Annotated in this window: 25 protein-coding genes and 1 tRNA gene; 16 read left to right on the top strand and 10 right to left on the bottom strand. The window is 67.6% G+C overall.

The annotated features are described in order from the left end of the window. Positions 1-63: 63 nt before the first annotated feature. The 4 genes from mprA to AC5Y3Z_RS12640 all read left to right on the top strand — a co-directional run bounded on the left by mprA (position 64) and on the right by AC5Y3Z_RS12640 (position 4,338). The gene (gene mprA, locus AC5Y3Z_RS12655) at positions 64-750 is read left to right on the top strand and encodes a two-component system response regulator MprA (protein ID WP_463827408.1); all 687 of its coding nucleotides are present in this window, start codon (positions 64-66) and stop codon (positions 748-750) included. Then, the gene (locus tag AC5Y3Z_RS12650) at positions 750-2,231 is read left to right on the top strand and encodes a HAMP domain-containing sensor histidine kinase (RefSeq protein WP_463827409.1); all 1,482 of its coding nucleotides are present in this window, start codon (positions 750-752) and stop codon (positions 2,229-2,231) included. The genes mprA and AC5Y3Z_RS12650 overlap by 1 nt, the downstream gene beginning before the upstream one ends. 116 nt (positions 2,232-2,347) lie before the next feature. After that, positions 2,348-3,793, top strand: coding sequence for a S1C family serine protease (locus AC5Y3Z_RS12645; RefSeq protein ID WP_463827410.1), 1,446 nt, complete (start codon positions 2,348-2,350; stop codon positions 3,791-3,793). Beyond that, positions 3,793-4,338, top strand: coding sequence for a MogA/MoaB family molybdenum cofactor biosynthesis protein (locus AC5Y3Z_RS12640; protein WP_463827411.1), 546 nt, complete (start codon positions 3,793-3,795; stop codon positions 4,336-4,338). Before AC5Y3Z_RS12645 ends, AC5Y3Z_RS12640 begins: the two co-directional genes overlap by 1 nt. A 14-nt stretch (positions 4,339-4,352) precedes the next feature. On the opposite strand, the gene mscL is transcribed toward AC5Y3Z_RS12640, so the two are convergent. The 5 genes from mscL to AC5Y3Z_RS12615 form a co-directional block, all read right to left on the bottom strand. Then, positions 4,353-4,826: a large-conductance mechanosensitive channel protein MscL gene (mscL, locus tag AC5Y3Z_RS12635; protein WP_463827412.1), complete on the bottom strand. Its 474-nt coding sequence runs from the start codon at positions 4,824-4,826 to the stop codon at positions 4,353-4,355. A 64-nt stretch (positions 4,827-4,890) separates the two neighbouring features. Then, positions 4,891-5,706, bottom strand: coding sequence for a polyprenyl synthetase family protein (locus AC5Y3Z_RS12630; RefSeq protein WP_463827413.1), 816 nt, complete (start codon positions 5,704-5,706; stop codon positions 4,891-4,893). A 65-nt stretch (positions 5,707-5,771) separates the two neighbouring features. Beyond that, the gene (locus tag AC5Y3Z_RS12625; RefSeq protein WP_463827414.1) at positions 5,772-6,431 is read right to left on the bottom strand and encodes an SAF domain-containing protein; all 660 of its coding nucleotides are present in this window, start codon (positions 6,429-6,431) and stop codon (positions 5,772-5,774) included. Positions 6,432-6,492: 61 nt separating this feature from the next. Next, entirely contained in the window at positions 6,493-6,825 is a 333-nt protein-coding gene (locus AC5Y3Z_RS12620) for an FmdB family zinc ribbon protein (protein WP_463827415.1), read from the bottom strand. Positions 6,826-6,903: 78 nt separating this feature from the next. After that, positions 6,904-7,497, bottom strand: coding sequence for a 5-formyltetrahydrofolate cyclo-ligase (locus tag AC5Y3Z_RS12615; RefSeq protein WP_463827416.1), 594 nt, complete (start codon positions 7,495-7,497; stop codon positions 6,904-6,906). A gap of 78 nt (positions 7,498-7,575) precedes the next feature. On the opposite strand from AC5Y3Z_RS12615, the gene AC5Y3Z_RS12610 reads away from it, so the two are divergent. The 7 genes from AC5Y3Z_RS12610 to AC5Y3Z_RS12580 all read left to right on the top strand — a co-directional run bounded on the left by AC5Y3Z_RS12610 (position 7,576) and on the right by AC5Y3Z_RS12580 (position 13,859). After that, positions 7,576-8,484 (top strand): UTP--glucose-1-phosphate uridylyltransferase, encoded by a 909-nt coding sequence (locus tag AC5Y3Z_RS12610; protein ID WP_463827417.1) that lies wholly within the window; start codon positions 7,576-7,578, stop codon positions 8,482-8,484. 61 nt (positions 8,485-8,545) lie between these two features. Further along, a complete protein-coding gene (gene glp / locus AC5Y3Z_RS12605; RefSeq protein WP_463827418.1) occupies positions 8,546-9,832 on the top strand; it encodes a molybdotransferase-like divisome protein Glp in 1,287 nt (428 codons plus the stop codon). A 15-nt stretch (positions 9,833-9,847) separates the two neighbouring features. Then, positions 9,848-10,501 carry a GNAT family N-acetyltransferase gene (locus tag AC5Y3Z_RS12600; RefSeq protein ID WP_463827419.1) on the top strand — a complete coding sequence of 218 codons (654 nt, stop codon included), beginning with the start codon at positions 9,848-9,850 and terminating at the stop codon, positions 10,499-10,501. 358 nt (positions 10,502-10,859) lie between these two features. Further along, positions 10,860-11,903 carry a divisome protein SepX/GlpR gene (gene sepX / locus AC5Y3Z_RS12595; protein ID WP_463827420.1) on the top strand — a complete coding sequence of 348 codons (1,044 nt, stop codon included), beginning with the start codon at positions 10,860-10,862 and terminating at the stop codon, positions 11,901-11,903. 50 nt (positions 11,904-11,953) lie between these two features. Further along, positions 11,954-12,026, top strand: a tRNA-Ala gene (locus AC5Y3Z_RS12590). Between the two features lie 104 nt (positions 12,027-12,130). Next, a complete protein-coding gene (locus AC5Y3Z_RS12585; protein WP_473140092.1) occupies positions 12,131-12,814 on the top strand; it encodes a hypothetical protein in 684 nt (227 codons plus the stop codon). 97 nt (positions 12,815-12,911) lie between these two features. Beyond that, complete coding sequence (locus tag AC5Y3Z_RS12580; protein ID WP_463827422.1) at positions 12,912-13,859, top strand: helix-turn-helix transcriptional regulator; 948 nt, start codon at positions 12,912-12,914, stop codon at positions 13,857-13,859. Between the two features lie 5 nt (positions 13,860-13,864). Here AC5Y3Z_RS12580 and AC5Y3Z_RS12575 read toward each other — a convergent pair whose 3' ends face one another. After that, the gene (locus AC5Y3Z_RS12575) at positions 13,865-14,395 is read right to left on the bottom strand and encodes a hypothetical protein (RefSeq protein WP_463827423.1); all 531 of its coding nucleotides are present in this window, start codon (positions 14,393-14,395) and stop codon (positions 13,865-13,867) included. A gap of 156 nt (positions 14,396-14,551) precedes the next feature. On the opposite strand from AC5Y3Z_RS12575, the gene AC5Y3Z_RS12570 reads away from it, so the two are divergent. Beyond that, complete coding sequence (locus AC5Y3Z_RS12570) at positions 14,552-14,797, top strand: hypothetical protein (RefSeq protein ID WP_463827424.1); 246 nt, start codon at positions 14,552-14,554, stop codon at positions 14,795-14,797. Between the two features lie 3 nt (positions 14,798-14,800). Here the strand turns inward: AC5Y3Z_RS12570 and AC5Y3Z_RS12565 are convergent, their stop codons facing one another. Beyond that, positions 14,801-15,547, bottom strand: a complete 747-nt coding sequence (locus AC5Y3Z_RS12565; RefSeq protein WP_463827425.1) for a class I SAM-dependent methyltransferase — start codon at positions 15,545-15,547, stop codon at positions 14,801-14,803. A 107-nt stretch (positions 15,548-15,654) separates the two neighbouring features. On the opposite strand from AC5Y3Z_RS12565, the gene pat reads away from it, so the two are divergent. Next, a complete protein-coding gene (gene pat / locus AC5Y3Z_RS12560) occupies positions 15,655-16,641 on the top strand; it encodes an acetyltransferase Pat (RefSeq protein WP_463827426.1) in 987 nt (328 codons plus the stop codon). Position 16,642: 1 nt separating this feature from the next. Here the strand turns inward: pat and AC5Y3Z_RS12555 are convergent, their stop codons facing one another. Both AC5Y3Z_RS12555 and AC5Y3Z_RS12550 read right to left on the bottom strand, forming a co-directional pair. Then, positions 16,643-17,119: a linear amide C-N hydrolase gene (locus AC5Y3Z_RS12555; protein WP_463827427.1), complete on the bottom strand. Its 477-nt coding sequence runs from the start codon at positions 17,117-17,119 to the stop codon at positions 16,643-16,645. Further along, positions 17,119-17,427 (bottom strand): Ntn hydrolase family protein, encoded by a 309-nt coding sequence (locus tag AC5Y3Z_RS12550; RefSeq protein WP_463827428.1) that lies wholly within the window; start codon positions 17,425-17,427, stop codon positions 17,119-17,121. The genes AC5Y3Z_RS12555 and AC5Y3Z_RS12550 overlap by 1 nt, the downstream gene beginning before the upstream one ends. Positions 17,428-17,532: 105 nt before the next feature. Here AC5Y3Z_RS12550 and AC5Y3Z_RS12545 point away from each other — a divergent pair, with 105 nt between their 5' ends. After that, complete coding sequence (locus AC5Y3Z_RS12545; RefSeq protein ID WP_463827429.1) at positions 17,533-18,204, top strand: DUF5642 family protein; 672 nt, start codon at positions 17,533-17,535, stop codon at positions 18,202-18,204. 27 nt (positions 18,205-18,231) lie between these two features. Next, entirely contained in the window at positions 18,232-18,891 is a 660-nt protein-coding gene (locus AC5Y3Z_RS12540) for a DUF5642 family protein (RefSeq protein ID WP_463827430.1), read from the top strand. Between the two features lie 10 nt (positions 18,892-18,901). On the opposite strand, the gene AC5Y3Z_RS12535 is transcribed toward AC5Y3Z_RS12540, so the two are convergent. After that, positions 18,902-19,498, bottom strand: a complete 597-nt coding sequence (locus tag AC5Y3Z_RS12535; protein WP_463827431.1) for an alpha-ketoglutarate-dependent dioxygenase AlkB — start codon at positions 19,496-19,498, stop codon at positions 18,902-18,904. 68 nt (positions 19,499-19,566) lie between these two features. Here AC5Y3Z_RS12535 and arcA point away from each other — a divergent pair, with 68 nt between their 5' ends. Continuing rightward, positions 19,567-20,772, top strand: coding sequence for an arginine deiminase (arcA, locus tag AC5Y3Z_RS12530; RefSeq protein ID WP_463827432.1), 1,206 nt, complete (start codon positions 19,567-19,569; stop codon positions 20,770-20,772). The last annotated feature ends 81 nt before the right edge of the window (positions 20,773-20,853 follow it).

Here is a 20,853-nt window from a genome sequence, read left to right as displayed (position 1 = left end):
TCTGACGCCCGTTTCGGCGCGCCTCTCAGCCCAGTCTCAGGCGTCCATACGAAACTGGACCGCGTGCGAATACTTGTCGTCGACGACGATCGCGCGGTGCGCGAGTCGCTGCGCAGATCGCTTTCCTTCAACGGCTACTCGGTGGAGTTGGCTCACGACGGTGTCGAGGCGCTGGAAAAGATCTCCAGTGACCGGCCCGACGCGGTCGTGCTGGACGTGATGATGCCCCGGCTGGACGGGCTGGAAGTGTGCCGTCAGCTGCGCAGCACCGGTGACGACCTGCCCATCCTGGTGTTGACCGCGCGTGATTCGGTTTCCGAGCGCGTAGCCGGCCTGGATGCCGGAGCCGACGACTACCTGCCCAAGCCGTTCGCCCTGGAAGAGCTGCTGGCCCGGATGCGGGCGTTGCTGCGCCGCACCAAGCCTGAAGACGCGGCGGAGTCGGTGGCGATGACGTTCTCGGACCTGAGCCTGGACCCCGTGACCCGGGAGGTGATCCGCGGGCAGCGTCGCATCAGCCTGACCCGTACCGAGTTCTCCCTGCTGGAGATGCTGATCGCCAACCCGCGCCGGGTGTTGACCCGCAGCCGCATCCTGGAGGAGGTGTGGGGGTTCGACTTCCCCACCTCGGGCAATGCCCTGGAAGTGTACGTCGGATACCTGCGCCGTAAGACCGAAGCCGACGGCGAGCCGCGGCTGATCCACACCGTGCGCGGGGTGGGTTACGTGCTACGCGAAACACCCCCCTGATGCTCGGTCTGCGCCGCAAACGGCGGGCGCCGCTGCGAGCGACCAGTTCCCTGTCACTGCGCTGGCGGGTCATGCTGCTGGCGATGTCCATGGTGGCGATGGTGGTGGTGCTGATCTCGGTGGCCGTCTACGCGGTGATTTCGGCGGCGTTGTACAGCGACCTCGACAACCAGCTGCAAAGCCGTGCGCAGTTGCTCATCGCCAGTGGTTCGCTGGCCGCCGACCCTGGCAAAGCCATCGAGGGCACCGCCTATTCGGACGTCAACGCCATGTTGGTGAACCCGGGACGGTCGATCTACACGGCCAACCAGCCGGGGCAGACACTGCCGGTCGGAAGCCCGGAGAAGGCGGTCATCCGCGGTGACCTGTTCATGTCCCGGCGCACCGCCGCCGGCCAGCGGGTGCTCGCCATCCACCTGCCCAACGGCAGCTCACTGCTGATCTCCAAAAGCCTCGAGCCGACCCAGCACGTGATGAGCAAGCTGCGGTTCGTGCTGCTCCTGGTCGGTGGCGTGGGTGTCGCAGTGGCCGCGGTGGCCGGCGGGATGGTGACCCGGGCCGGGTTGCGGCCGGTGGGTCGGCTCACCGAGGCGGCCGAGCGGGTGGCCCGCACCGACGACCTGCGTCCCATACCGGTCTTCGGCAGCGACGAGCTCGCCAGGCTCACCGAGGCGTTCAACCTGATGCTGCGCGCGCTGGCCGAATCGCGGGAGCGCCAGGCGCGTCTGGTCACCGACGCCGGACACGAACTGCGCACCCCGCTGACGTCGCTGCGCACCAATGTCGAGCTGCTGATGGCGTCGATGGCGCCGGGGGCACCGCGGCTCCCGGAACAGGAAATGGTCGGCCTGCGCGCCGACGTGCTGGGGCAGATCGAGGAATTGTCCACGCTGGTCGGCGATCTGGTGGATCTCACCCGCGGTGACGCCGGTCAAGCGGTACACGAACCGGTCGACATGGGCGAGGTCATCGATCGCAGCCTGGAGCGAGTTCGACGTCGCCGCAACGACATTCACTTCGACGTGGAGGTGGTTCCGTGGCAGGTCTACGGTGACCCCGCCGGGTTGTCGCGGGCGGCGCTCAACCTGATGGACAACGCGGCCAAGTGGAGTCCGCCGGGCGGCCGGGTGGCGGTGCGGCTGCGCCGGGTCGATGCGTCCCACGCCGAACTGGTGGTCGCCGACCACGGGCCGGGCATCCCGCCGCAGGAGCGGCGCCTGGTATTCGAGCGGTTCTACCGCTCCGCGTCGGCACGCGCGATGCCCGGTTCGGGTCTGGGGCTCGCGATCGTCAAGCAGGTGGTGCTCAACCACGGCGGATCGTTGCGCGTGGAGGACACCGACCCGGGCGGCGACCCGCCGGGGACGTCGTTCTACGTGCTGCTGCCCGGTCGTCCGCTGCCTGGTCCGGACTATCCGTCATCCGCCGACGAGCCCGAGAGTTCACGGGGTTCGGCGAATGTCATCTCAGTCGATTCTTAGTCCGCGCGCGCAAGGTGGTTGTGCAGTTAGTGTTGAAAACCAAGCCATGCAAGCAACGCATGCTCCAGTAGGCCTTCAGTAAGCCCCTAGAAGTAGAGGAAGAGCGTCTTAGCGACATGACGAATCACCCGAGGTATTCGCCACCGCCGCAGCAGCCGGGATACGGTGCCACATCTAGTCAGCCGGTACCGCCCGCCTATGCCCAGGGGCAGCAGAGTTACACCCAGCCGTTCGACTGGCGCTATCAACCGCCGTCGCATCAGCAGTACCGCTCCTACGACCCGCTCAGCGGCACCGGGGCCGGGCCGATACCGGGCAACACCGGATCGGGTGCGATACCCGGCGGTACCGGTTCGCGTCCGATACCGACCGTGTCGGGTCCCGGTCCGCTGCCGGGTCAGACCATGCATGGTCCAGTGCCCGGGATGATGCCCCCGATGGCGCCGCCGCGCCGACGGCGGTCAGGCGGCCTGATCCTCGGTGCGCTGGCGATCGCGGTGGTGTCCGCCGGTATCGGAGGCGCCGCCGCGTCGGTCGTCGAACTGGGCCACCAGGCCGGCGGCGGTAAGAGCACCACGGCGTCGTCCGGCGCGGCCCCCAGCGTTCCGGCGGCCAACATGCCGCCAGGATCGGTCGAGCAGGTGGCTGCCAAGGTGGTGCCCAGCGTCGTCATGCTGGAAACCGATCTGGGCCGGGCCTCCGAAGAGGGATCCGGCGTCATCTTGTCCGCCGACGGGCTGATCCTGACCAACAATCACGTCGTCGCGGCGGCCGCCAAGCCGCCGGCCAACGGCCCGGCGCCGAAGACGACGGTGACGTTCTCCGACGGGCGCACCTCCACCTTCACCGTGGTCGGCGCCGACCCGACCAGCGACATCGCCGTCGTACGCGTCCAGGGCGTCTCCGGATTGTCCCCGATCGCGATGGGATCGTCGTCGGGCTTGCGGGTCGGTCAGCCGGTGCTGGCCGTCGGCTCACCCCTGGGCTTGGCGGGCACGGTGACCACCGGGATCGTCAGCGCGCTCAACCGGCCGGTGTCGACGACGGGTGAGGCCGGCAACCAGAATACGGTGCTGGATGCTATCCAGACCGATGCCGCCATCAACCCGGGTAACTCCGGTGGCGCACTGGTCAACATGAACGCGCAACTGGTCGGCATCAACTCGGCGATCGCCACCCTCGGCGCCGACTCCGGCGACGCGCAAAGCGGCTCGATCGGACTGGGCTTCGCAATCCCGGTCGACCAGGCCAAGCGCATCGCCGACGAGCTGATCAGCACCGGTAAGGCGTCGCACGCCTCGCTGGGCGTTCAGGTCACCACCGACAAGGGTGCCCCGGGCGCCAAGGTGATGGAAGTGGTGGCCAACGGCGCGGCGGCCAATGCGGGGGTGCCCAAGGGGGTCATCGTCACCAAGGTGGATGACCGTACGATCAACAGCGCCGACGCGCTGGTGGCCGCGGTGCGTTCCAAAGCACCCGGAGACAAGGTGTCGCTGACTTATCAGGATCCAGCGGGCGGCAGTCGCACTGTGCAGGTCACCCTCGGAAAGGCGGACCAGTGATGAAGGCCGAGGCGCAGCTGTCGGACCTCGGATATACGGTGGCACCCATGGAACAGGGCGCTGAATTGGTGGTCGGACGGGCTCTTGTCGTCGTCGTCGACGACCGCACCGCGCACGGGGATGAAGACCACAGCGGCCCGCTGGTCACCGAATTGCTGACCGAGGCAGGGTTCGTCGTGGACGGCGTGGTGGCGGTCGAGGCGGACGAGGTCGAGATCCGCAACGCGTTGAACACCGCTGTGATCGGCGGGGTCGACTTGGTGGTGTCCGTCGGCGGGACCGGGGTCACGCCCCGTGACGTCACGCCCGAAGCCACCCGCGACATCCTGGACCGGGAGATCCTCGGCATCGCTGAGGCGATCCGCGCTTCGGGCTTGTCCGCCGGGATCACCGACGCGGGTCTGTCCCGCGGGCTGGCCGGCGTGTCCGGCAGCACCCTGGTGGTCAACCTGGCTGGATCCCGCTATGCGGTACGCGACGGGATGGCGACCCTGAACCCGTTGGCGGCCTACATCATCGGCCAGCTGTCGAGTCTGGAGATATAGCTCTCCGGACCGGGTCAGCGGTCGGCGCGGGGCCCGTAGTTCGGCGGCGGCGACAGCGGGGTGGCTTCGACCGCCGGTGCGCTGCCGTGGCGGCCGGACGATGCCGCACCGTTGGTCTGTGCGAGCAGGTCGCGGATCTCTTCGAGGAGGACGACCTGTGCGTCGTCGGCCTGCTCGACTTCACCCTGCCTGCGCAACTTGCTGTACGGCAGCACAACCAGGAAGTACACCACCGCAGCCACCAGCAGGAAATTGATTGCGGCCGACAGCACCACGTTGAGGTCGATGAATTGATCGGTGCCCGGAATCTGGATTTTCAGAAGTCCGTGTTCCTGCTTCTGGTTCATGCCGATCGAGCTGACCAGCGGTTTGATGATGCTGTCGGTGAAGGCGGTGACCAGCGCGGTGAACGCGGTACCGATGACCACTGCAACGGACAGGTCGACGATATTGCCGCGCGAGAGAAACTCTTTGAACCCTTTGAGCATGGGGACGTCCTTTCTGCAGCGGGCATCCGATGATCCCGGAATTTGACCCCAGGAAAAATTTAACTCAGTTGGTGGCGTTTGCCACGACCCCCTCCGTGTCGTCCCGCCCGGAGTGCACGCAATCGATCAATGTCGAGAAGGCATGACGGGCCGCGCAGTCCGGTAGACCGGCCAGTTCCGCGTGGGCCAGATCGGCGTACCGCGCCGCGCCGGGGTGGGACGCGAGGTGCGATACGGTGCCGACCAGCCGGCCCAGTCGCGACAGCCGCTGCACGGTGCCGTCGGGCGCCCCGGCGCACAGGGCGCCCAGCTGTCCGCAGGCGGCGATCAACGAGCCGGAGCGCTCTTGCGCCACCCGCAGCTGATGTTCGGCGGGATCGACGGTCGCCGCGCTGCCGCGGGTTGCGCGCAGCTGTCCGGTCACCAGCTCGCCGAAGGTCTCCGCGATCACCGAGAAAGCCTCCGGACCCAGCCGCGAACCCAGCCGGGACGCCGCCGCGTACCGGTAGTCGCCCGCGAGGATCGCCAGGTTGCTGTTCCAGCGGGCGCCGGCGTCGTCGGCCACGTCGGCATCGTCGGCGACGCCCGCGTGACACAACGTCGCCAGGTGGATCAGCTCGAGCGCGGCTCCGACGACGCTGACCTGCCAGGCGTCCGATTCGGGGCCGAGCTGCGCCGCCAGCACCGTGAAGAGCGGCCGGAGCTGAGTGCGTTCGTCGGCAAACGGATGCTGCATAGCATCGCGAATCATGTCGTCACCCAGGGTGAGCTCGCTGCTCATCAGCGCCTCGATGCGGGCGACACCGTCGCGCACGCCGGCGGCGAATCGGGAGTCGTCGAGCTGCAGACACTCGAGCGCGCTCCCCGGTGCAATGCTCACCGGTCCAACAGTAGGGGGTGCGCCGCCGCGACGCCGTTTTGCGTTGGCACGGCACGGATTCGCCGTCAGTGCAGAACGAGGGTCACCGTCTGGCCCAGCGCCGCTCCCGCCACCGCCGCTGCCAACCGGGCCGGCAGTGCCACCAGCACCACCCGATCGTTGCCCGGCCCCAAGGCCTTCTGCTGGGCGGAGATCAGGACCACGATCGCGTCGGTGGCCAGCAACCGCGAGGGGGCGGCCGCGTCGGATGCCGGCGCGGCCAGCACGTCGACGACGTCGCCGACCCGCACCAGGTCGATCAGGGCGGCGTCGGCCAGATGCAGCGGCACGATCCGGGCGTTGGGCCCGGCGGCGGAATCGGCCAGCCGGCTGCCCAGCAGCCGCAGGTCGGTGAGCACTTCGCCGCGCCGAGTGGGACTGGCCAGCGTCGATCCGAGCACGACCTCGAGCTTGCCCTGAGATCCATCGGGAACCGTTGCCGCCGAACGCTTTTCGAGCCGGACATCATTGGCGCTGAGGGCGGTGCCGGACTTCAGGTCACGGGCGGCCACCAATACGTCGACCCGGTCACCGTCCGGGTTCGAACGCACCGCGGCAACGCAGGCGAGGACGACGAGGGCGCCGGCGGCCACCCGGCGGGCCCGCACAGTCCGCATCCAGTCCGGCCGCAGCACGGTCGAAATGCGGTTCAGCAGTGAGGGATTGAGTGAGGACGATTCCCGCACCTCCCCAGGGTAGGCAGGGTGGGGCCAGGCTGGTTGCGCGTCGGAGGCCGGTTGTGGATAACTAGCTGGCGGAGCTGGCCGCGGCCGCCTTGGAACTGCCGGCCTTGTCGCCCGAGCCCGCTGATTTGCTGTCACTGGAACTCGAAGACTTGGCGTCCGCGGACCCCGAGTCGCTCGTCGAGGAGCCGTTGGTCGAACTCTTCTCTTTCTTGCCGGCCTCGCGACTGTCGGTGCGGTAGAACCCGCTGCCCTTGAACACGACCCCGACCGAGTTGAACAACTTGCGCAGTCGGCCTGAGCATTGGTCACAGGTCGTCAGGGCATCGTCAGTGAAGGCCTGCACCTTGTCGAAGCGGTTGTCGCATTCGGTGCACGCGTAGCTGTACGTGGGCACAAGAACCTCCGGGTGAATGTAAGTCTGCTGCGTTAGCACTCTACCGTCTCAAGTGCTAGAACCGCCACGTGTTGCCGGTCATTCCCGGATCGGCAGCGCGAGCAGGCCCCGCGCGGGGGTCAGCACATGGCTCATCGGCACGTCATGCGGCTCCGACGGCAACTCGTCGACCAATTCCACATCGCGGACCACCGCCACCAGCGCCGCCTGCGGATCTCGCGCCGGCAGGGATCGGTCGTAAAAACCGCGACCGCGGCCCAATCGCACACCGCGCCGGTCGACCGCCAGGGCGGGCAGCAGCACCATCCCGGCCTCGCCCAGCGCACTCGCCGGCAGCCACGGCCCGGGCGGCTCGAGAAGTCCCCAGCGCCCGGTCCTCAGCGCGCCAGGGGAATATTCGCCCCATGACAACGGCAGCGCGGTGTCGTCCGGACCGGTGCGCGCCACCGGCAACAGCACCCGCCCGGCGCGGCGCAGCAACACGTCGAGCATGTCGATCGATCCGGGTTCGGTGCCGACCGGAACATACGCACAGACGGTGACACCGCTGGTCACCACCTGTTCCAGCTGCCGGATCAGCATTTCGGCCTCGGCGGCGCGGACGCCGGCCGCAACGTGCCGGCGAGCCCGAGCCAGCTGGCTGCGCAACGCGGCCTTGCCCCCCGTGGTCATGGTGCTAACGATGACAGACCCCGGCGGGCGCGGTGTTCTCGCCGACCGCGCGGCCGGTGCGGGCTATGGTTGTGAACGATGTCACGACCGCAAACATCGATCCCGTTCACCGCGATCGTTCCCGCCGCCGGCCTAGGAACCAGGTTCCTGCCCGCGACCAAGACAGTGCCCAAAGAGCTGTTGCCCGTCGTGGACACCCCCGGCATCGAGTTGGTGGCCGCCGAGGCGGCCGACGCCGGCGCCGAACGCCTGGTGATCATCACCTCCGAGGGCAAGGACGGTGTCGTCGCGCACTTCGTCGAGGACCTGGTGCTGGAAGGCACCCTGGAAGCGCGGGGCAAGAAGGCCATGCTGGCCAAGGTCCGTCGCGCCCCGGCGCTGATCAAGGTCGAGTCGGTGGTGCAGGCCGAGCCGTTGGGCCTGGGGCACGCGATCAGCTGCGTCGAGCCCACCCTGATGCCCGACGAGGACGCCGTCATGGTGCTGCTGCCGGATGACCTGGTGCTGCCGACCGGGATCCTGGAGACGATGTCGCAGGTCCGGGGCCAGTACGGCGGCACGGTGCTGTGTGCCATCGAGGTCTCGCCCGAGGAAATCAGCGCCTACGGCGTGTTCGACGTCGACCCGCTGCCCGACACCACCGACGTCCTGCGGGTCAAGGGCATGATCGAGAAGCCCAAGACCGAGGACGCGCCGTCGTTGCTCGCCGCCGCCGGTCGCTACGTGTTGGACCGGGCGATCTTCGACGCGCTGCGCCGCATCGACCGGGGTGCCGGCGGCGAGGTGCAGCTCACCGATGCCATCGCGTTGCTGATCTCCGAAGGGCATCCGGTACACGTCGTCGTTCATCGCGGATCCCGACACGACTTGGGAAATCCCGGCGGCTACCTCAAGGCTGCGGTTGACTTTGCATTGGATCGTGATGACTACGGCCCGGACTTGCGGCGGTGGTTGGTGGCGCGATTGGGCCTGACCGAACAGCAGTAGGCGCTCGGGTCCGGTTCGCCAGACCGCGCCCGCCACTTTGGGGGCAGGAAGGCGCTGCACTGTGCGTTCTGTGGAGGAGCAACAGGCCCGGATATCGGCGGCCGCGGTGGCCCCGAGGCCGATCAAAGTCGCCATCGCCGAGGCGCAGGGACTGCTGTGTGCCGAAGAGGTGGTGACCGAACGTCCGCTGCCCGGCTTCGACCAGGCCGCCATCGACGGGTACGCAGTGCGCAGCGTCGACGTGCTCGGCGTCGGTGACGGTGGCGCGAGTGAACCCATAGCGGCCGTCGCCGACGACGGCAGCGTCGAAGCCCGTGCCGTCGTGACCCTGCCGGTGATGGGGACGATCGAGGCCGGGGCCCGCACGCCCAGCCGGCTGCAGCCGCGCCAGGCCGCCCGGGTACAGACCGGGGCGCCGTTGCCCACCCTGGCCGACGCGGTGTTGCCGCTGCGCTGGACCGACGGCGGCATGAACCGGGTGCGGATCCTGCGCGGTGCGCCGTCCGGCGCCTACGTGCGGCGCGCCGGCGACGACGTGCAGCCCGGCGACGTGGCGGTGCGGTCGGGCACCATCATCGGCGCTGCTCAGGTCGGATTGCTGGCGGCGGTGGGCCGTGAACGGGTGCTGGTGCATCCGCGCCCGCGGTTGTCGGTGATGGCCGTCGGCGGCGAACTCGTCGACATCTCGCGCAATCCGGGCAACGGGCAGGTCTACGACGTCAACTCCTACGCGCTGGCGGCGGCCGGCCGCGACGCCGGCGCCGAGGTCAACCGCGTCGGCATCGTCAGCAACAACCCCAAGGAACTCGGCGAGATCGTCGAAGGCCAGCTCAACCGGGCTGAAGTGCTGGTGATCGCCGGGGGAGTAGGTGGTGCGGCGGCCGAGGCGGTGCGTTCGGTGCTGTCCGAACTCGGTGACATGGAGGTGGTGCGGGTCGCCATGCACCCCGGCTCGGTTCAGGGCTTCGGGCAGCTCGGCCGCGACGGTGTGCCGACCTTCCTGTTGCCCGCCAACCCGGTCAGCGCGCTGGTGGTGTTCGAGGTGATGGTGCGCCCGCTGATCCGGCTCTCGCTGGGTAAGCGGCACCCGATGCGCCGGGTCGTGCAGGCGCGCACCCTGTCACCGATCACGTCGGTGGCCGGACGCAAGGGTTACCTGCGCGGCCAGCTGATGCGCGACCAGGAGAGCGGCGAGTACCTGGTTCAGGCGCTGGGGGGTGCGCCCGGTGCGTCTCACCTGCTGGCCACGCTGGCCGAGGCCAACTGTCTGATTGTGGTCCCCAGCGGCGCCGAGCAGATTCGCACCGGGGAGATCGTCGATGTCGCCTTCCTGGCTCAGCACGGCTGAGCGCGCTTCGGTCCCGTGAACCTGCTGCGATCCAGCTCCCGCCACCCTGGCTGGCCGATGAGTGTCGGTTCGCTGCGCGTCGCCGCCGGGGTGATCCGGTTGCGGCCGGTGCGGATGCGCGACGGCGCACAGTGGAGCCGGATCCGGCTGGCCGACCGCGCGCAGCTCGAACCGTGGGAACCGAGCGCCGACGGCGACTGGGGCATCCGGCACACGGTGGGCGCGTGGCCGGCGGTCTGTTCCGGGTTGCGCGCCGAGGCACGCAAAGGTCGGATGCTGCCCTATGCGATCGAACTCGACGGACGGTTCTGCGGGCAGTTGACCGTCGGCAACGTCGTGCACGGGGCGCTGCGGTCGGCGTGGATCGGCTACTGGGTGTCCAGTGAATGCACCGGCGGGGGCGTGGCGACCGGTGCGGTGGCGTTGGGACTCGACCACTGCTTCGGTCCGGTGATGTTGCACCGCGTAGAGGCCACCGTGCGTCCGGAGAACGCGGCGAGTCGGGCAGTTTTGGCCAAGGCCGGGTTCCGGGAGGAAGGCCTGTTGCGGCGTTATCTCGAGGTCGACCGGGCCTGGCGGGACCATCTGCTGGTCGGGTTGACCGTCGAAGAGGTATACGGCTCGGTCGCATCGACGCTGGTCAGGGCGGGTCACGCCAGCTGGGTCTGACGGTTGCGGGTGCACGCCTGCCCGAGCGTTTGCGGGTCGTCGCCCGCCGAGCGTCACGCCAGCGTGGCGTTCGCTGCCGAGCGTCACGCCAGCGTGGCGCCGGCCGGGCGTTGCGGATCCTTGCCCCGCCGAGCGTCACGCCAGCGTGGCATTCCCCGCCGAGCGTCACGCCAGCGTGACACCGACGCGGCAATGGTGCACAAGTCGAAATAATTCTGTGGCTAACGTGACATATGTGGCGTGTGATGCTTGGAAAAGGCAAATTACAGGTGTGTAATTGCCCTGGTCACTACAGACCCGGCCGCGCAGGTCACCCGAGGGGCCTCGCGGGGATCGGAACCGAAGAGAGCAGGTCATGATGCCAAGCATCCCGCAGTCGTTGTTGTGGATATCGCTTGTGGTGCTGTGGTTGTTCGTGTTGGTGCCGATGCTGATCAGCAAACGCGACGCTGTCCGGCGCACCAGCGACGTGGCATTAGCCACCCGCGTGCTCAACGGGGTCGCCGGTGCCCGCCTGCTCAAGCGGACCGGACCCGCGGCCGGTCATCGCAGCGACCCGGACTGGAAGCCGGAAGAGGAATGGGAAACCGAGCCGATCGACGGACCGTACGCGGACGCCGACCAGAACCACGACGAGGACATGCCCGTCCTCGACGACGAAGACACCGATGTGGTGATGCGCCGCCGGTCGGTGGTCACTGCGTTGAGCAAGACGGACAAGGTCGAAGAGCCGGCAGAACCCGACTACCTCGACGTCGACGTGATCGACGAAGATGCGGCCGCGCTGCCGGTGGGTGCCAGTGCCCAGGCGGAAGCGACTCCGCAGCCCACGGCCGACGACGCGGCTGAGCAGGACGAGGGGCTTGCCGACGACGAGTACGAATACGTCGACGACTCTTCGGGTTTGGAGCCCGAGGAGGACGAGGTGGACGACGCCCCGCCCGTCTACGCCTCGGGTGTGTCGCGTCGGCGCCGCTATGACAGCAAGACCGCCGCCGCGGTCAGCGCGCGCAAGTACGCCTTCCGCAAGCGGGTGCTGGTCGCGATGGCGCTGGTGCTGGTCGGCTCGGCGATCACCGCCTTCGAAGTGACCGACACGGCATGGTGGATCTGCGGAACCGCCACCACCATCACCCTGTTCTATCTGGCCTACCTGCGTCGACAGACCCGCATCGAAGAAAAGGTGCGTCGCCGCCGGATGAAGCGGATGGCCCGGGCCCGTATGGGCGTCGAGAACACCGAGGACCGCGACTACGACGTGGTGCCGTCCCGGTTGCGGCGCCCCGGTGCAGTGGTCCTGGAAATCGACGACGAGGACCCGATCTTCCAGCACCTGGAATATGCGATGTCCGCCCGCAACTACGGGTGGCCGCGGGACCTGCCGCGCGCCGTCGGGCAGTAGCCGCGCGGTTCGGCCCATCGGGGTGGCGGCTGGTAGCCTGCTAGCGGTCAGGGGCTATGGCGCAGTTGGTAGCGCGACTCGTTCGCATCGAGTAGGTCGGGAGTTCGAATCTCCCTAGCTCCACAGGGTTCCAGCACGTCAGGTCAGCGATCGCTCGGCTCTTTCAACGCCCATCGCCTGTTCGGCCATAATCACGATGATCTTGGTCGCACAGCGCGGGGGGACATGTGGACGACGGCAGGGCCGGCAGCGCCGAATCCTCGGGATCGGCACGCATGGCGCGCTGGGCAGGCACGCTCGGGGTACTGCTCCCGGCCCTCGGGATCGTTGTCTATCCGATCTGGTCGTTCCCGCTCACCAGCACGCCGGGCGCCGACGTCGGGCGGTGGGCCGCCACCTACCACGACCGGCTGGCGGCGACGCAGACTCTCTATACGGTCGGTGTAGCCCTGTGGCTGGTGTTCGGGGCGGCGGTCTGGGCTTTCCTGCGGGAGCGCCTACCCTCGGGGTCCCCGTTGCCGCCTGTATTCGCCGCCGGCTTCGTCGCACTGGTCACGCTGATACTCGCCGGGTTCACCGCGTTCAACCTCCTGCTCTACCGCGACCGTGGCGCCGAGCAGGCGACGCTGCTCTACGACCTGACCTTCGGGCTGTTGGCGATGTCCGGAATGCCCACAGCCGTGGCCCTGGGAGCATTCGCCACCGCGGTCTATCGCCACCGGGTGCTGCCGCCCTCAACCGCTCATCTGGCGATCGTTGCCGTCGTTGGGCACGTGCTCCTGCTCGCCGCTTTCATCGTTCACGACGGTCCGTTGTCACTCGAAGGTTTCTTGACCACCTGGGGGATCCCGATCTTGCTGTTCGCCTGGATACTGCGAACCGCCTTGACAATTCCCCGCCGCTCCCACTGACCCGCCGGGTTCGTCAACGCCCGCGAAATCGTGGATACTGGTAGAAATCGGTTCAGAAACGATGCCGAGCGGCTCGATTCCGGCCAAGAGTGAGGCAATGCCCACCGTTCTGCTCGATACCACAGACCTAGACCACGCCCAGAGCGCGTTGAGCGCAAACTTCTCCAGGATGCACATCCACGCGAAGTCTGGGGCGCAATCCACTTCGATGCGGGTGGAGCGGCATTTCGTCGGACCTGTCTGCATCGATTCCGCCGACTACGGCCGTGATTTCAGCTACGCCATGGACCCTCCCGAACAGATCCTGGTGTGCCAGGTGGTCTCCGGTCTGCTCGAAGCGGGCCACGCACGGCAGCCGGTTGCCCGGTATCGACCCGGGGACTTCTACGCGTTCGGGGCCGTCGACGGCGCGTCCTACAACGGCCGCGTCCGGCCGGGGCACTACAACCACCTCGTCGTGAACCGCAGGGAGTTGAGTACGTTCGCGGCGGCATACCGCGGCGCCGATACCACGGTCCACCTGACCGGATCTGTTCCCGTGTCGAGGTCGGCCGGCCAACGCCTCACCAAGGGCATCAGTCATGCGCATCGTCTTGCCGCCCGCGGCGACGCCGAGGCCAACCCGCTACTCGGCGCCCGATTGGCGCGCTACCTGGTGAGCTTGCTGTTAGCCACGTTTCCGACTACCGCGGTGCCGGAACCCGCCGTCGAGCACCAACTCGACAGTGCGACGATGCGCCGTGCCGCGGCATTCATCGACGACAATGCCCACACCGACATTTCGCTGAGTGATATCGCGGCGGCGGTGTACGTCACGCCGCGGACCTTGCAGTACACCTTCCGCAAGCACCAGGACTGCACCCCAATGGAATACGTCCGGCGGGTGCGCCTGGGTTACGCCCACCTCGACCTGCTGGCCGGTGACCCCGCCACCGTCACCGTCGGCGATGTCGCCCGGCGCTGGGGGTTCGGGCACGTCGGACGTTTCGCGGTCTACTACCGGCAGACCTACGGCCAGAGTCCGCACGTCACCCTGCGCAGCTGACCCCGCTAATCCGAACTGCCATCGCGCTCAGCTGAGAACAGTTCCGCTGCAACGGGTTTGGTCGCATACGTGCGCGCTCCGGACGAGACCGTCAGAACGAATTGAGTCGGTTCCGAAGTGGTGCCCTCGGCGAAATGCTGAGCGTGCTGCAGTTCGGTCAGGAAGACGGCGGTACCCCCCGGCGGGATGTCGTGCGGAATCTCGGCCCCGGCGATCGGCTTCTCCAACGGCACCAGCGACGTGCCGTCTGCATCGGAGCGGATGGCCCACCCAGCAACGTGAAAAGCCAGTCGGCCCGCGTTGACGACCTTCACGCCGATGATCGTGTCCTCGGGCCGTTCGGCGGCATTGGCCAGCGCCTCGCGCACGTCGCTGCCGGCGTCGTTGGTCACCAGCCCGTCGGGCGTCAATCGACCGACCAGGGGCGTCAGTTTCGGCCGCGGTCTGTGGCGCAGGAATGTGCCGAGCTGCCAGCCCAGTGCGATCACCGCCAGCACGGTCCCGACCAGACCGAGGACGAATCCGGCGACGCTCACTGCCCAACCCTGATGTCATCCATGGCGCCAACGCTACTGGCATGGATCTGGGAGCCGGGGCGAAGGCTGATGACTAACAAAAATTCCGCTGAGCATTCGCTGAGATCGGGGTTTTGGGCTCGGTTCCGGCGCCCGCTCACCCCTAGTGTCAGACCGATGAGCACCAAGTACTACTTGCGCAAGGTACCCGTCGAATCCGTCGAGCCGGGATTCTCACTGGCCATTCCGAACGGCGGCAAGTATCGGCTTTTCCAGGTCGAATGCACTCAGATGTCTTATCGCAGTGGACAACCCGCGCTGATTACGTTGATTTCGAAGGGCCATCCCGACCAGGTGCTGGAGTACGAATTCGGCACACCGGTGGTCCGGCTCTTCGGCGTGTGCGAAGCTGCTGCGTCGTAGCTCTCAATCCGGCTTGGCTGCGGTGACGAACTGCAGGGCACGCTGGGCGTGCTGCTCGATGTCGATCAAACCGGCGGAGGAGAACAGGTCGACGAAGGCGTGCCCGTCGAACATAGTCAGTCCGATCGCCCGCGCGGTGGTTTTGAGGGCGAAGCTGATCGGCTGGGGTTGATCGGCGTAGCTGGTCAGGATGGCGATGCGACCGCCCGGACGCAGCACCCGCACCATTTCGTGGGCGACCCGAAACGGTTCGGGGATCAGGTACAGGGCGCCGAAACAGCAGACCGCGTCGAAGGTTTCGTCGTCAAACGGCAGATCGCGCGCGTCGCCGCGCACGTAGCAGGTGCGCGGGCCGCTGTTGTCCTGCACGGCCCGGGTCAACATCGGTTCGGAGATGTCGAACCCGACCGCGAGGCTGCCGGTGGCCAGCTTTGCAGCCAGCGGTGCGGTGAAATTGCCGGGCCCGCAGGCAACGTCGAGCAGCCGCGTCGCGCTGCGCAATTGTAGGGCGGTCGCCGCGCGTCGCTGCTCGGCTCCGGTGGTGACCCCGCTGGCCAGGTAGAACGATGTCGGTCGCCACAGCCGCTCATAGACCGTCGCGACCAGCGGACTGTTCATCGCAAGCTGCGCGACCGTCGGGACGGGACTCGCCGTGGATTCACCCAGCACATCGAGGTAGCCGTGCCGCAACACGGCGGGCTTGTTGAGCAGACCCCGAGTCAACTCGAGTCGGTCCTGGTTATCGATCATCGTCGGTTCATCCCTCCCGTCGCCCAGGCTAGTGCCCGTGTTTGCAGGGTCGGCAACCTTACCCATAACGTGGGCCATAGCCTGGGGCCGCAGCAGACCCCGGAGGGGTGGCGGAATTGACCGGCGTGGGGATCGCGGAACTCGCGGAAATGGACATCTTTCAGGGATGCCCTGTCGAGGACCTGTTGCCGCTGGCCTCGTGCCTCGCCCCGTTACATGCCCGCACCGGTCAGGTGTTGATGCGCCAGGGTGAGCAGGCTGTCTCCTTCCTGCTGATCGCGTCCGGCAGCGCCGAGGTGATGCATGTCGGGGACGACGACGCGGTGATCGTGGAGCTAGCGGTGCCGGGCATGATCGTCGGTGAGATCGCTTTGCTGCGCGATATTCCGCGAACAGCGACGATCACCACTCTGGAGCCGTTGACCGGCTGGATCGGCGGCAAGGACGCGCTGACCCAGATGGTGCACGTCCCGGGGATCATGGACCGGTTGGTGCGCACGGTGCGCCAACGCCTCGCCGCGTTCATCACGCCGATCCCGGTCCGGCTCCGAGACGGATCTGAGCTGATGCTGCGTCCGGTGCTGCCCGGAGACAGCGAACGCACGGTGCACGGACACGTCCACTTCTCCAGTGAGACGATCTACCGGCGGTTCATGTCCGCGCGGGTGCCGAACCTGGCGATGATGCAGTATCTGGCCGAGGTCGACTACGTCGACCACTTCGTCTGGGTGATGGTCGACGGCACCGATCCGGTGGCCGACGCACGTTTTGTTCGCGACGCGACGGACCCGACGGTCGCCGAGATCGCGTTCACGGTCGCCGACGCTTATCAGGGACGTGGAATCGGGACTTTCCTGATCGAAGCGCTGTCGGTGGCAGCGCAGGTCGATGGCGTCGAAAGATTCTCTGCGCGAATGCTTTCGGATAATCTGCCGATGCGCACCATCATGGATCGCACCGGCGCGGTATGGCAGCGCGAGGACATCGGTGTCATCGCCACGGTGATCGACGTGCCACGCAAGCTGAGCCTGGACCGCAAGATGGTCGAACGGATCAGGCAGGTCGCCCGGCAAGTCATCGATGTGGTGAGCTGAGTCAGAAGGCTGGCTGGCGCGCGGTGAATCGTGCCGTCACATTGCCGATCGGCGATTCGTCATAGGCGTCGACCGCGCTCGGCTGACCACCTTCGCTGAGGTAGAGACCGTCGAGTTCAACCCAGATCGCATTCGGGCTGGTGATCAATTGAAAGAAGTACAACCGATCGGTGAGATCGGACTCCGGCAGCAGCGCAAGGTAATTCGCCGCCCGCTGGAAGCGGTCGACGGGATTGACGTTTCCGCGCAACGGCATATCTCGGCTGGAATGGGAAAAGTATTGTCGCGAAAGCAATTCGCGTCGCTTGTTGTAGCTGGGATCGTTGGTCATCAGGGTGTATTGACGGCCTTGGTGCACCACCATCTGGCCGTGGTCGAATCCGATGCTCGCGGAGTCGCCGGCGGCGTCCTCGAGGGCCAGGCGCAGCGTGCCCTGGCGTCCGCGGGCACCGACCATCACCAGCTGCACCTCATCCATCAAACTGAGCGCCTCGGCGACGGTGCCGGCCTGGTCGAGCAGGCATTGCGCCTGCAGGCCGGTGTGCAATGCCGGTCTGGCGGGTCGCGCGAGCCGACATCGGTGGATTTCAGGTACAGCGCAGGCGCGGCCAAGCCGTGTTCGTTGACGCCGTCCACGGTTCCGATGCCGTAGACGATGATGACCAGGCCGCCGTACCGACTGGTCCAGCGCCTGGCACTGTCGGCGACCACCGGCTGCCCGCCCAGCAACCCGCTGCCGCGCGGAAACGCCACGATCAGCGGTTCGGTGGTCTCCCGCCAATCCATGCTCCGGCCGCACAGAACGGGATGGCCGTCGGTATTCCACAGCACTCGGGTGCACACGACCGCCGAGCTACCGGACTCCGCCCGGCACCCGTGATATCAACGATCATGCGGCCGTCGTGGATTGGCCCCCCGCTGGTGGTCCTGCTGGCCGCATGCGGCCCGCAGAGCGCACCGCCGCCCGTGTCCTCGTCGTCGTCTCCGGAGCTACCGACTGTCGCGGTAACCCCGGCAAACATCAGGCGGGTTGCCCGCGAGCTGCCGCCCGGGTACGAGGTGACGCAGGTGCCACGCGCGCCGTCGCCGCGGGCAATCTGGGGACTCGGTGCCGATACTGCGGCGGATCCTGCGGCCTGCACCACGCTGTCCGATCCGGCCGGCGGCCGCGAAAAGTCCGCCCAGGGCGTTTCCGGGTCGGGGTCGGGCGGCATCGTGGATGCGGTGGTGGTGGCGCTGCCGAGGCCCGCGCAACTGGACCACCATGTCGTAACCGGTTGCGCGCACTGGGATCTGACTGCGGGGCGCACTGTCGCGAGTATCGCGCTGATCGATGCGCCGCACATTGACGGCGCGCAAACCGTCGGCATGGTCGCCGACATCCGGTCGGCCGTCGAGTCGGGCAGCGAAATCGTTTCCCGGGCATACACATTCGGCGCCTATCTGGGCGATTTCTACGTATTCACCACGTTGACCAACGACCCGGGCTCGATGCTGCCGGCGCTGCCGGCGCAGTACGCCGCCGATCTGCTGGTCAAAACCGTGTCGACGTTACGCAGCTGAGCATCCGCGTTGGGTAGATTGGCGACGATGTTCAAGCTGGTGCTCGCCCTCGGATCGGTGTGCGTCCTGGTCGGCTGTTCGCCGGATTCCAAGTCCGCGCAGCCGATCAAGGCCGACATCGCCAAGATCGCGGAGGCGAAGTCCACCTTCGGGCCGGAATTCAAGGTCACCAACATCACGCCGCAGGCGATCGATCCCCAGTTTTTCGCCGCACGCAAGCTGCCCGACGGGCTCACCTTCGATCCGGCGAGTTGCGCCAAGGCAGCGGTCGGGCCGGACATGCCGCCGGGCCTGCAGGGCAACATGGCCGCCATCTCAGCCGAAGGCAACGGCAACCGGTTCGTGGCGATCGCGATGGAAACCTCCACCGCGCTGCCGGTCAACGATCCCGGCAAGGACTGCGCGCGCGTGGGCTTCGCCGGTGCTCAGCTGCGCGGCGCGATCGAAGTCGTCGACGCACCCCACATCGACGGGGTCCACACCCAGGGCGTGCACCGCGTGCTGCAGGCACTCCTTCAGGGCGCGGCCCGCACCGGCGAACTGTACGACTATTCCGCGCAATTCGGGGACTACCAGGTGATCGTGATCGCCAACCCGCTGGTGATACCGGGTCAGCCGGTGGCCAAAGTCGACACCCAGCGCGCCCGCGACCTACTGGTCAAAGCGGTTGCCGCAGTGCGCGGTTGACGCTTGGGATCTATCGCACATTGCGGGGGCGGAACTGGATGCTCACGCGTGGACCCGCCGACGCCGACGTCTTGGGCACCGAATGCTCCCAGGTGCGTTGGCACGAGCCGCCCATCACCAGCAGATCCCCGTGCGCCAGCGGCAGGCGCAGCGACGGCCCGCCGCCCCGCGGACGCATGGCGAAGGTGCGGGTCGCGCCAAGGCTGAGGATCGCCACCATGGTGTCTTCGGAGCTGCTGCGCCCGACCGTGTCGCCGTGCCACGCCACGCTGTCCGATCCGTCGCGGTAGCAACACAGCCCGATGGTGGTGAACGGCTCACCCAGTTCTCCGCCGTAGATGTCGTTGAGTCGACGCCGCAGCCGGGACAACTCGGGATGCGGTGGATCCTCGACGGTCAGGTCATGAAAGCTGACCAGTCGAGGCACGTCGACCACCCGGTCGTACATCTGCCGGCGCTCGGCCCGCCACGGCACGCAGGTCAGCAGTGCTTCCAGCAGACCATCACAGCCGCGCAGCCAGTTCGCCCGGACATCGATGAAAGCACCGTCGCCGAGGAATCGTCGCTCGTTGTGCTCGAATAGCGAGCCCTGAACCGCGATCGCCACGGGCCGAGTTTATCGCACATCAGTTCGATGTCGCGCCTGCTGGCCCCGGCGCGGCTACCGTTTGAGGCGTGTCAGCGGCGTGGGGGACCAATTCCGAGGTGGGGACGTTGCGGGTCGCCATCCTGCACCGGCCGGGCGACGAACTGCGTCGACTCAACCCGCGCAACAACGACCAACTGTTGTTCGACGGGTTGCCCTGGGTTTCGCGTGCGCAGGACGAACATGATCAGTTCGCTGACGTGCTGCGATCGCGCGGCGTGGAAGTACTGCTGCTCGCACAGCTGTTGACCGAGGCGCTGCAGCACAGCGGTGCCGCGCGGATGCAGGGGGTTGCCGCGGCCGTCGACACGCGCCGACTCGGAACGCCTCTGGCGCAATCACTTTCGTCCTACCTGCGCGGACTCGAACCTGAGGCGCTGGCCCACGTGCTGACGGCCGGACTGACCTTCGACGAATTGCCGGCCGCTACCCGTCCCCAGGTTTCCCTGGTGTTGCGCATGCAGCACGGCGCGGACTTTGTCATCGACCCGCTGCCCAACCTGGTGTTCACCCGTGACTCGTCGATCTGGATCGGGCCACGGATGGTGATTCCGTCGCTGGCCCTGCGGGCGCGGGTCCGCGAGGCGTCGCTGACCGACATCATCTATGCCCACCACCCGCGGTTCACCGGCGTGCGGCGCGCCTACGAATCGCGCACCGCTCCGGTCGAGGGCGGTGATGTGCTGCTGCTGGCGCCGGGGGTGATCGCGGTGGGGGTGGGGGAGCGAACCACCCCGGCCGGTGCAGAAGCGTTGGCGCGCAGTCTGTTCGACGACGACCTGGCGCATACCGTGCTGGCGGTGCCGATCGCCCAGCAGCGCGCGCAGATGCACCTGGACACGGTGTGCACCATGGTCGACACCGATGCCGCGGTGATGTACGCCAACGTCGTCGACACGCTCTCGGCCTTCACCGTTGCGCGCACCGCTGAGGGGGTGACCATCAGCGACGCCGTCCCGTTCGTCGCGGCCGCCGCCGAGGCGATGGGGATCGACAAGCTGCGAGTGATCGACACCGGCGACCCGGACGTCGCCGAACGCGAACAGTGGGACGACGGGAACAACACACTGGCGCTCGCGCCGGGTGTTGTCGTCGCCTACGAACGCAATGTGGCGACAAACGCCTGCCTGCAGGACGCCGGCATCGAGGTGCTCACCATCGCCGGGTCGGAATTGGGGACGGGGCGCGGCGGGCCCCGGTGCATGTCCTGTCCAGCCGCCCGCGACCCGCTGTGAGCTCTTGTGTCGGGTGGGGCGTCACGCTGGTGTGACGCTCGGCGTCAGCGGGGGTGCGGTTCGGCGATGCGTGGGGGGCGT

Source organism: Mycobacterium sp. NGS61 (assembly GCF_059812325.1).
The sequence above is the reverse complement of the archived record's forward strand: the minus strand, read 5'-3'. Positions and strand labels throughout refer to the sequence as shown.

Coding starts and splice junctions, on each gene's coding strand:
- AC5Y3Z_RS12650 (WP_463827409.1), top strand. CDS start 750: ATGCTCGGTCTGCGCCGCAAACGGCGGGCGCCGCTGCGAGCGACCAGT.
- AC5Y3Z_RS12645 (WP_463827410.1), top strand. CDS start 2,348: ATGACGAATCACCCGAGGTATTCGCCACCGCCGCAGCAGCCGGGATAC.
- AC5Y3Z_RS12640 (WP_463827411.1), top strand. CDS start 3,793: ATGAAGGCCGAGGCGCAGCTGTCGGACCTCGGATATACGGTGGCACCC.
- mscL (WP_463827412.1), bottom strand. CDS start 4,826: ATGCTCAAAGGGTTCAAAGAGTTTCTCTCGCGCGGCAATATCGTCGAC.
- AC5Y3Z_RS12615 (WP_463827416.1), bottom strand. CDS start 7,497: ATGACCACGGGGGGCAAGGCCGCGTTGCGCAGCCAGCTGGCTCGGGCT.
- AC5Y3Z_RS12610 (WP_463827417.1), top strand. CDS start 7,576: ATGTCACGACCGCAAACATCGATCCCGTTCACCGCGATCGTTCCCGCC.
- sepX (WP_463827420.1), top strand. CDS start 10,860: ATGCCAAGCATCCCGCAGTCGTTGTTGTGGATATCGCTTGTGGTGCTG.
- AC5Y3Z_RS12580 (WP_463827422.1), top strand. CDS start 12,912: ATGCCCACCGTTCTGCTCGATACCACAGACCTAGACCACGCCCAGAGC.
- AC5Y3Z_RS12570 (WP_463827424.1), top strand. CDS start 14,552: ATGAGCACCAAGTACTACTTGCGCAAGGTACCCGTCGAATCCGTCGAG.
- AC5Y3Z_RS12565 (WP_463827425.1), bottom strand. CDS start 15,547: ATGATCGATAACCAGGACCGACTCGAGTTGACTCGGGGTCTGCTCAAC.
- AC5Y3Z_RS12555 (WP_463827427.1), bottom strand. CDS start 17,119: ATGGATGAGGTGCAGCTGGTGATGGTCGGTGCCCGCGGACGCCAGGGC.
- AC5Y3Z_RS12550 (WP_463827428.1), bottom strand. CDS start 17,427: ATGGATTGGCGGGAGACCACCGAACCGCTGATCGTGGCGTTTCCGCGC.
- AC5Y3Z_RS12545 (WP_463827429.1), top strand. CDS start 17,533: ATGCGGCCGTCGTGGATTGGCCCCCCGCTGGTGGTCCTGCTGGCCGCA.
- AC5Y3Z_RS12540 (WP_463827430.1), top strand. CDS start 18,232: ATGTTCAAGCTGGTGCTCGCCCTCGGATCGGTGTGCGTCCTGGTCGGC.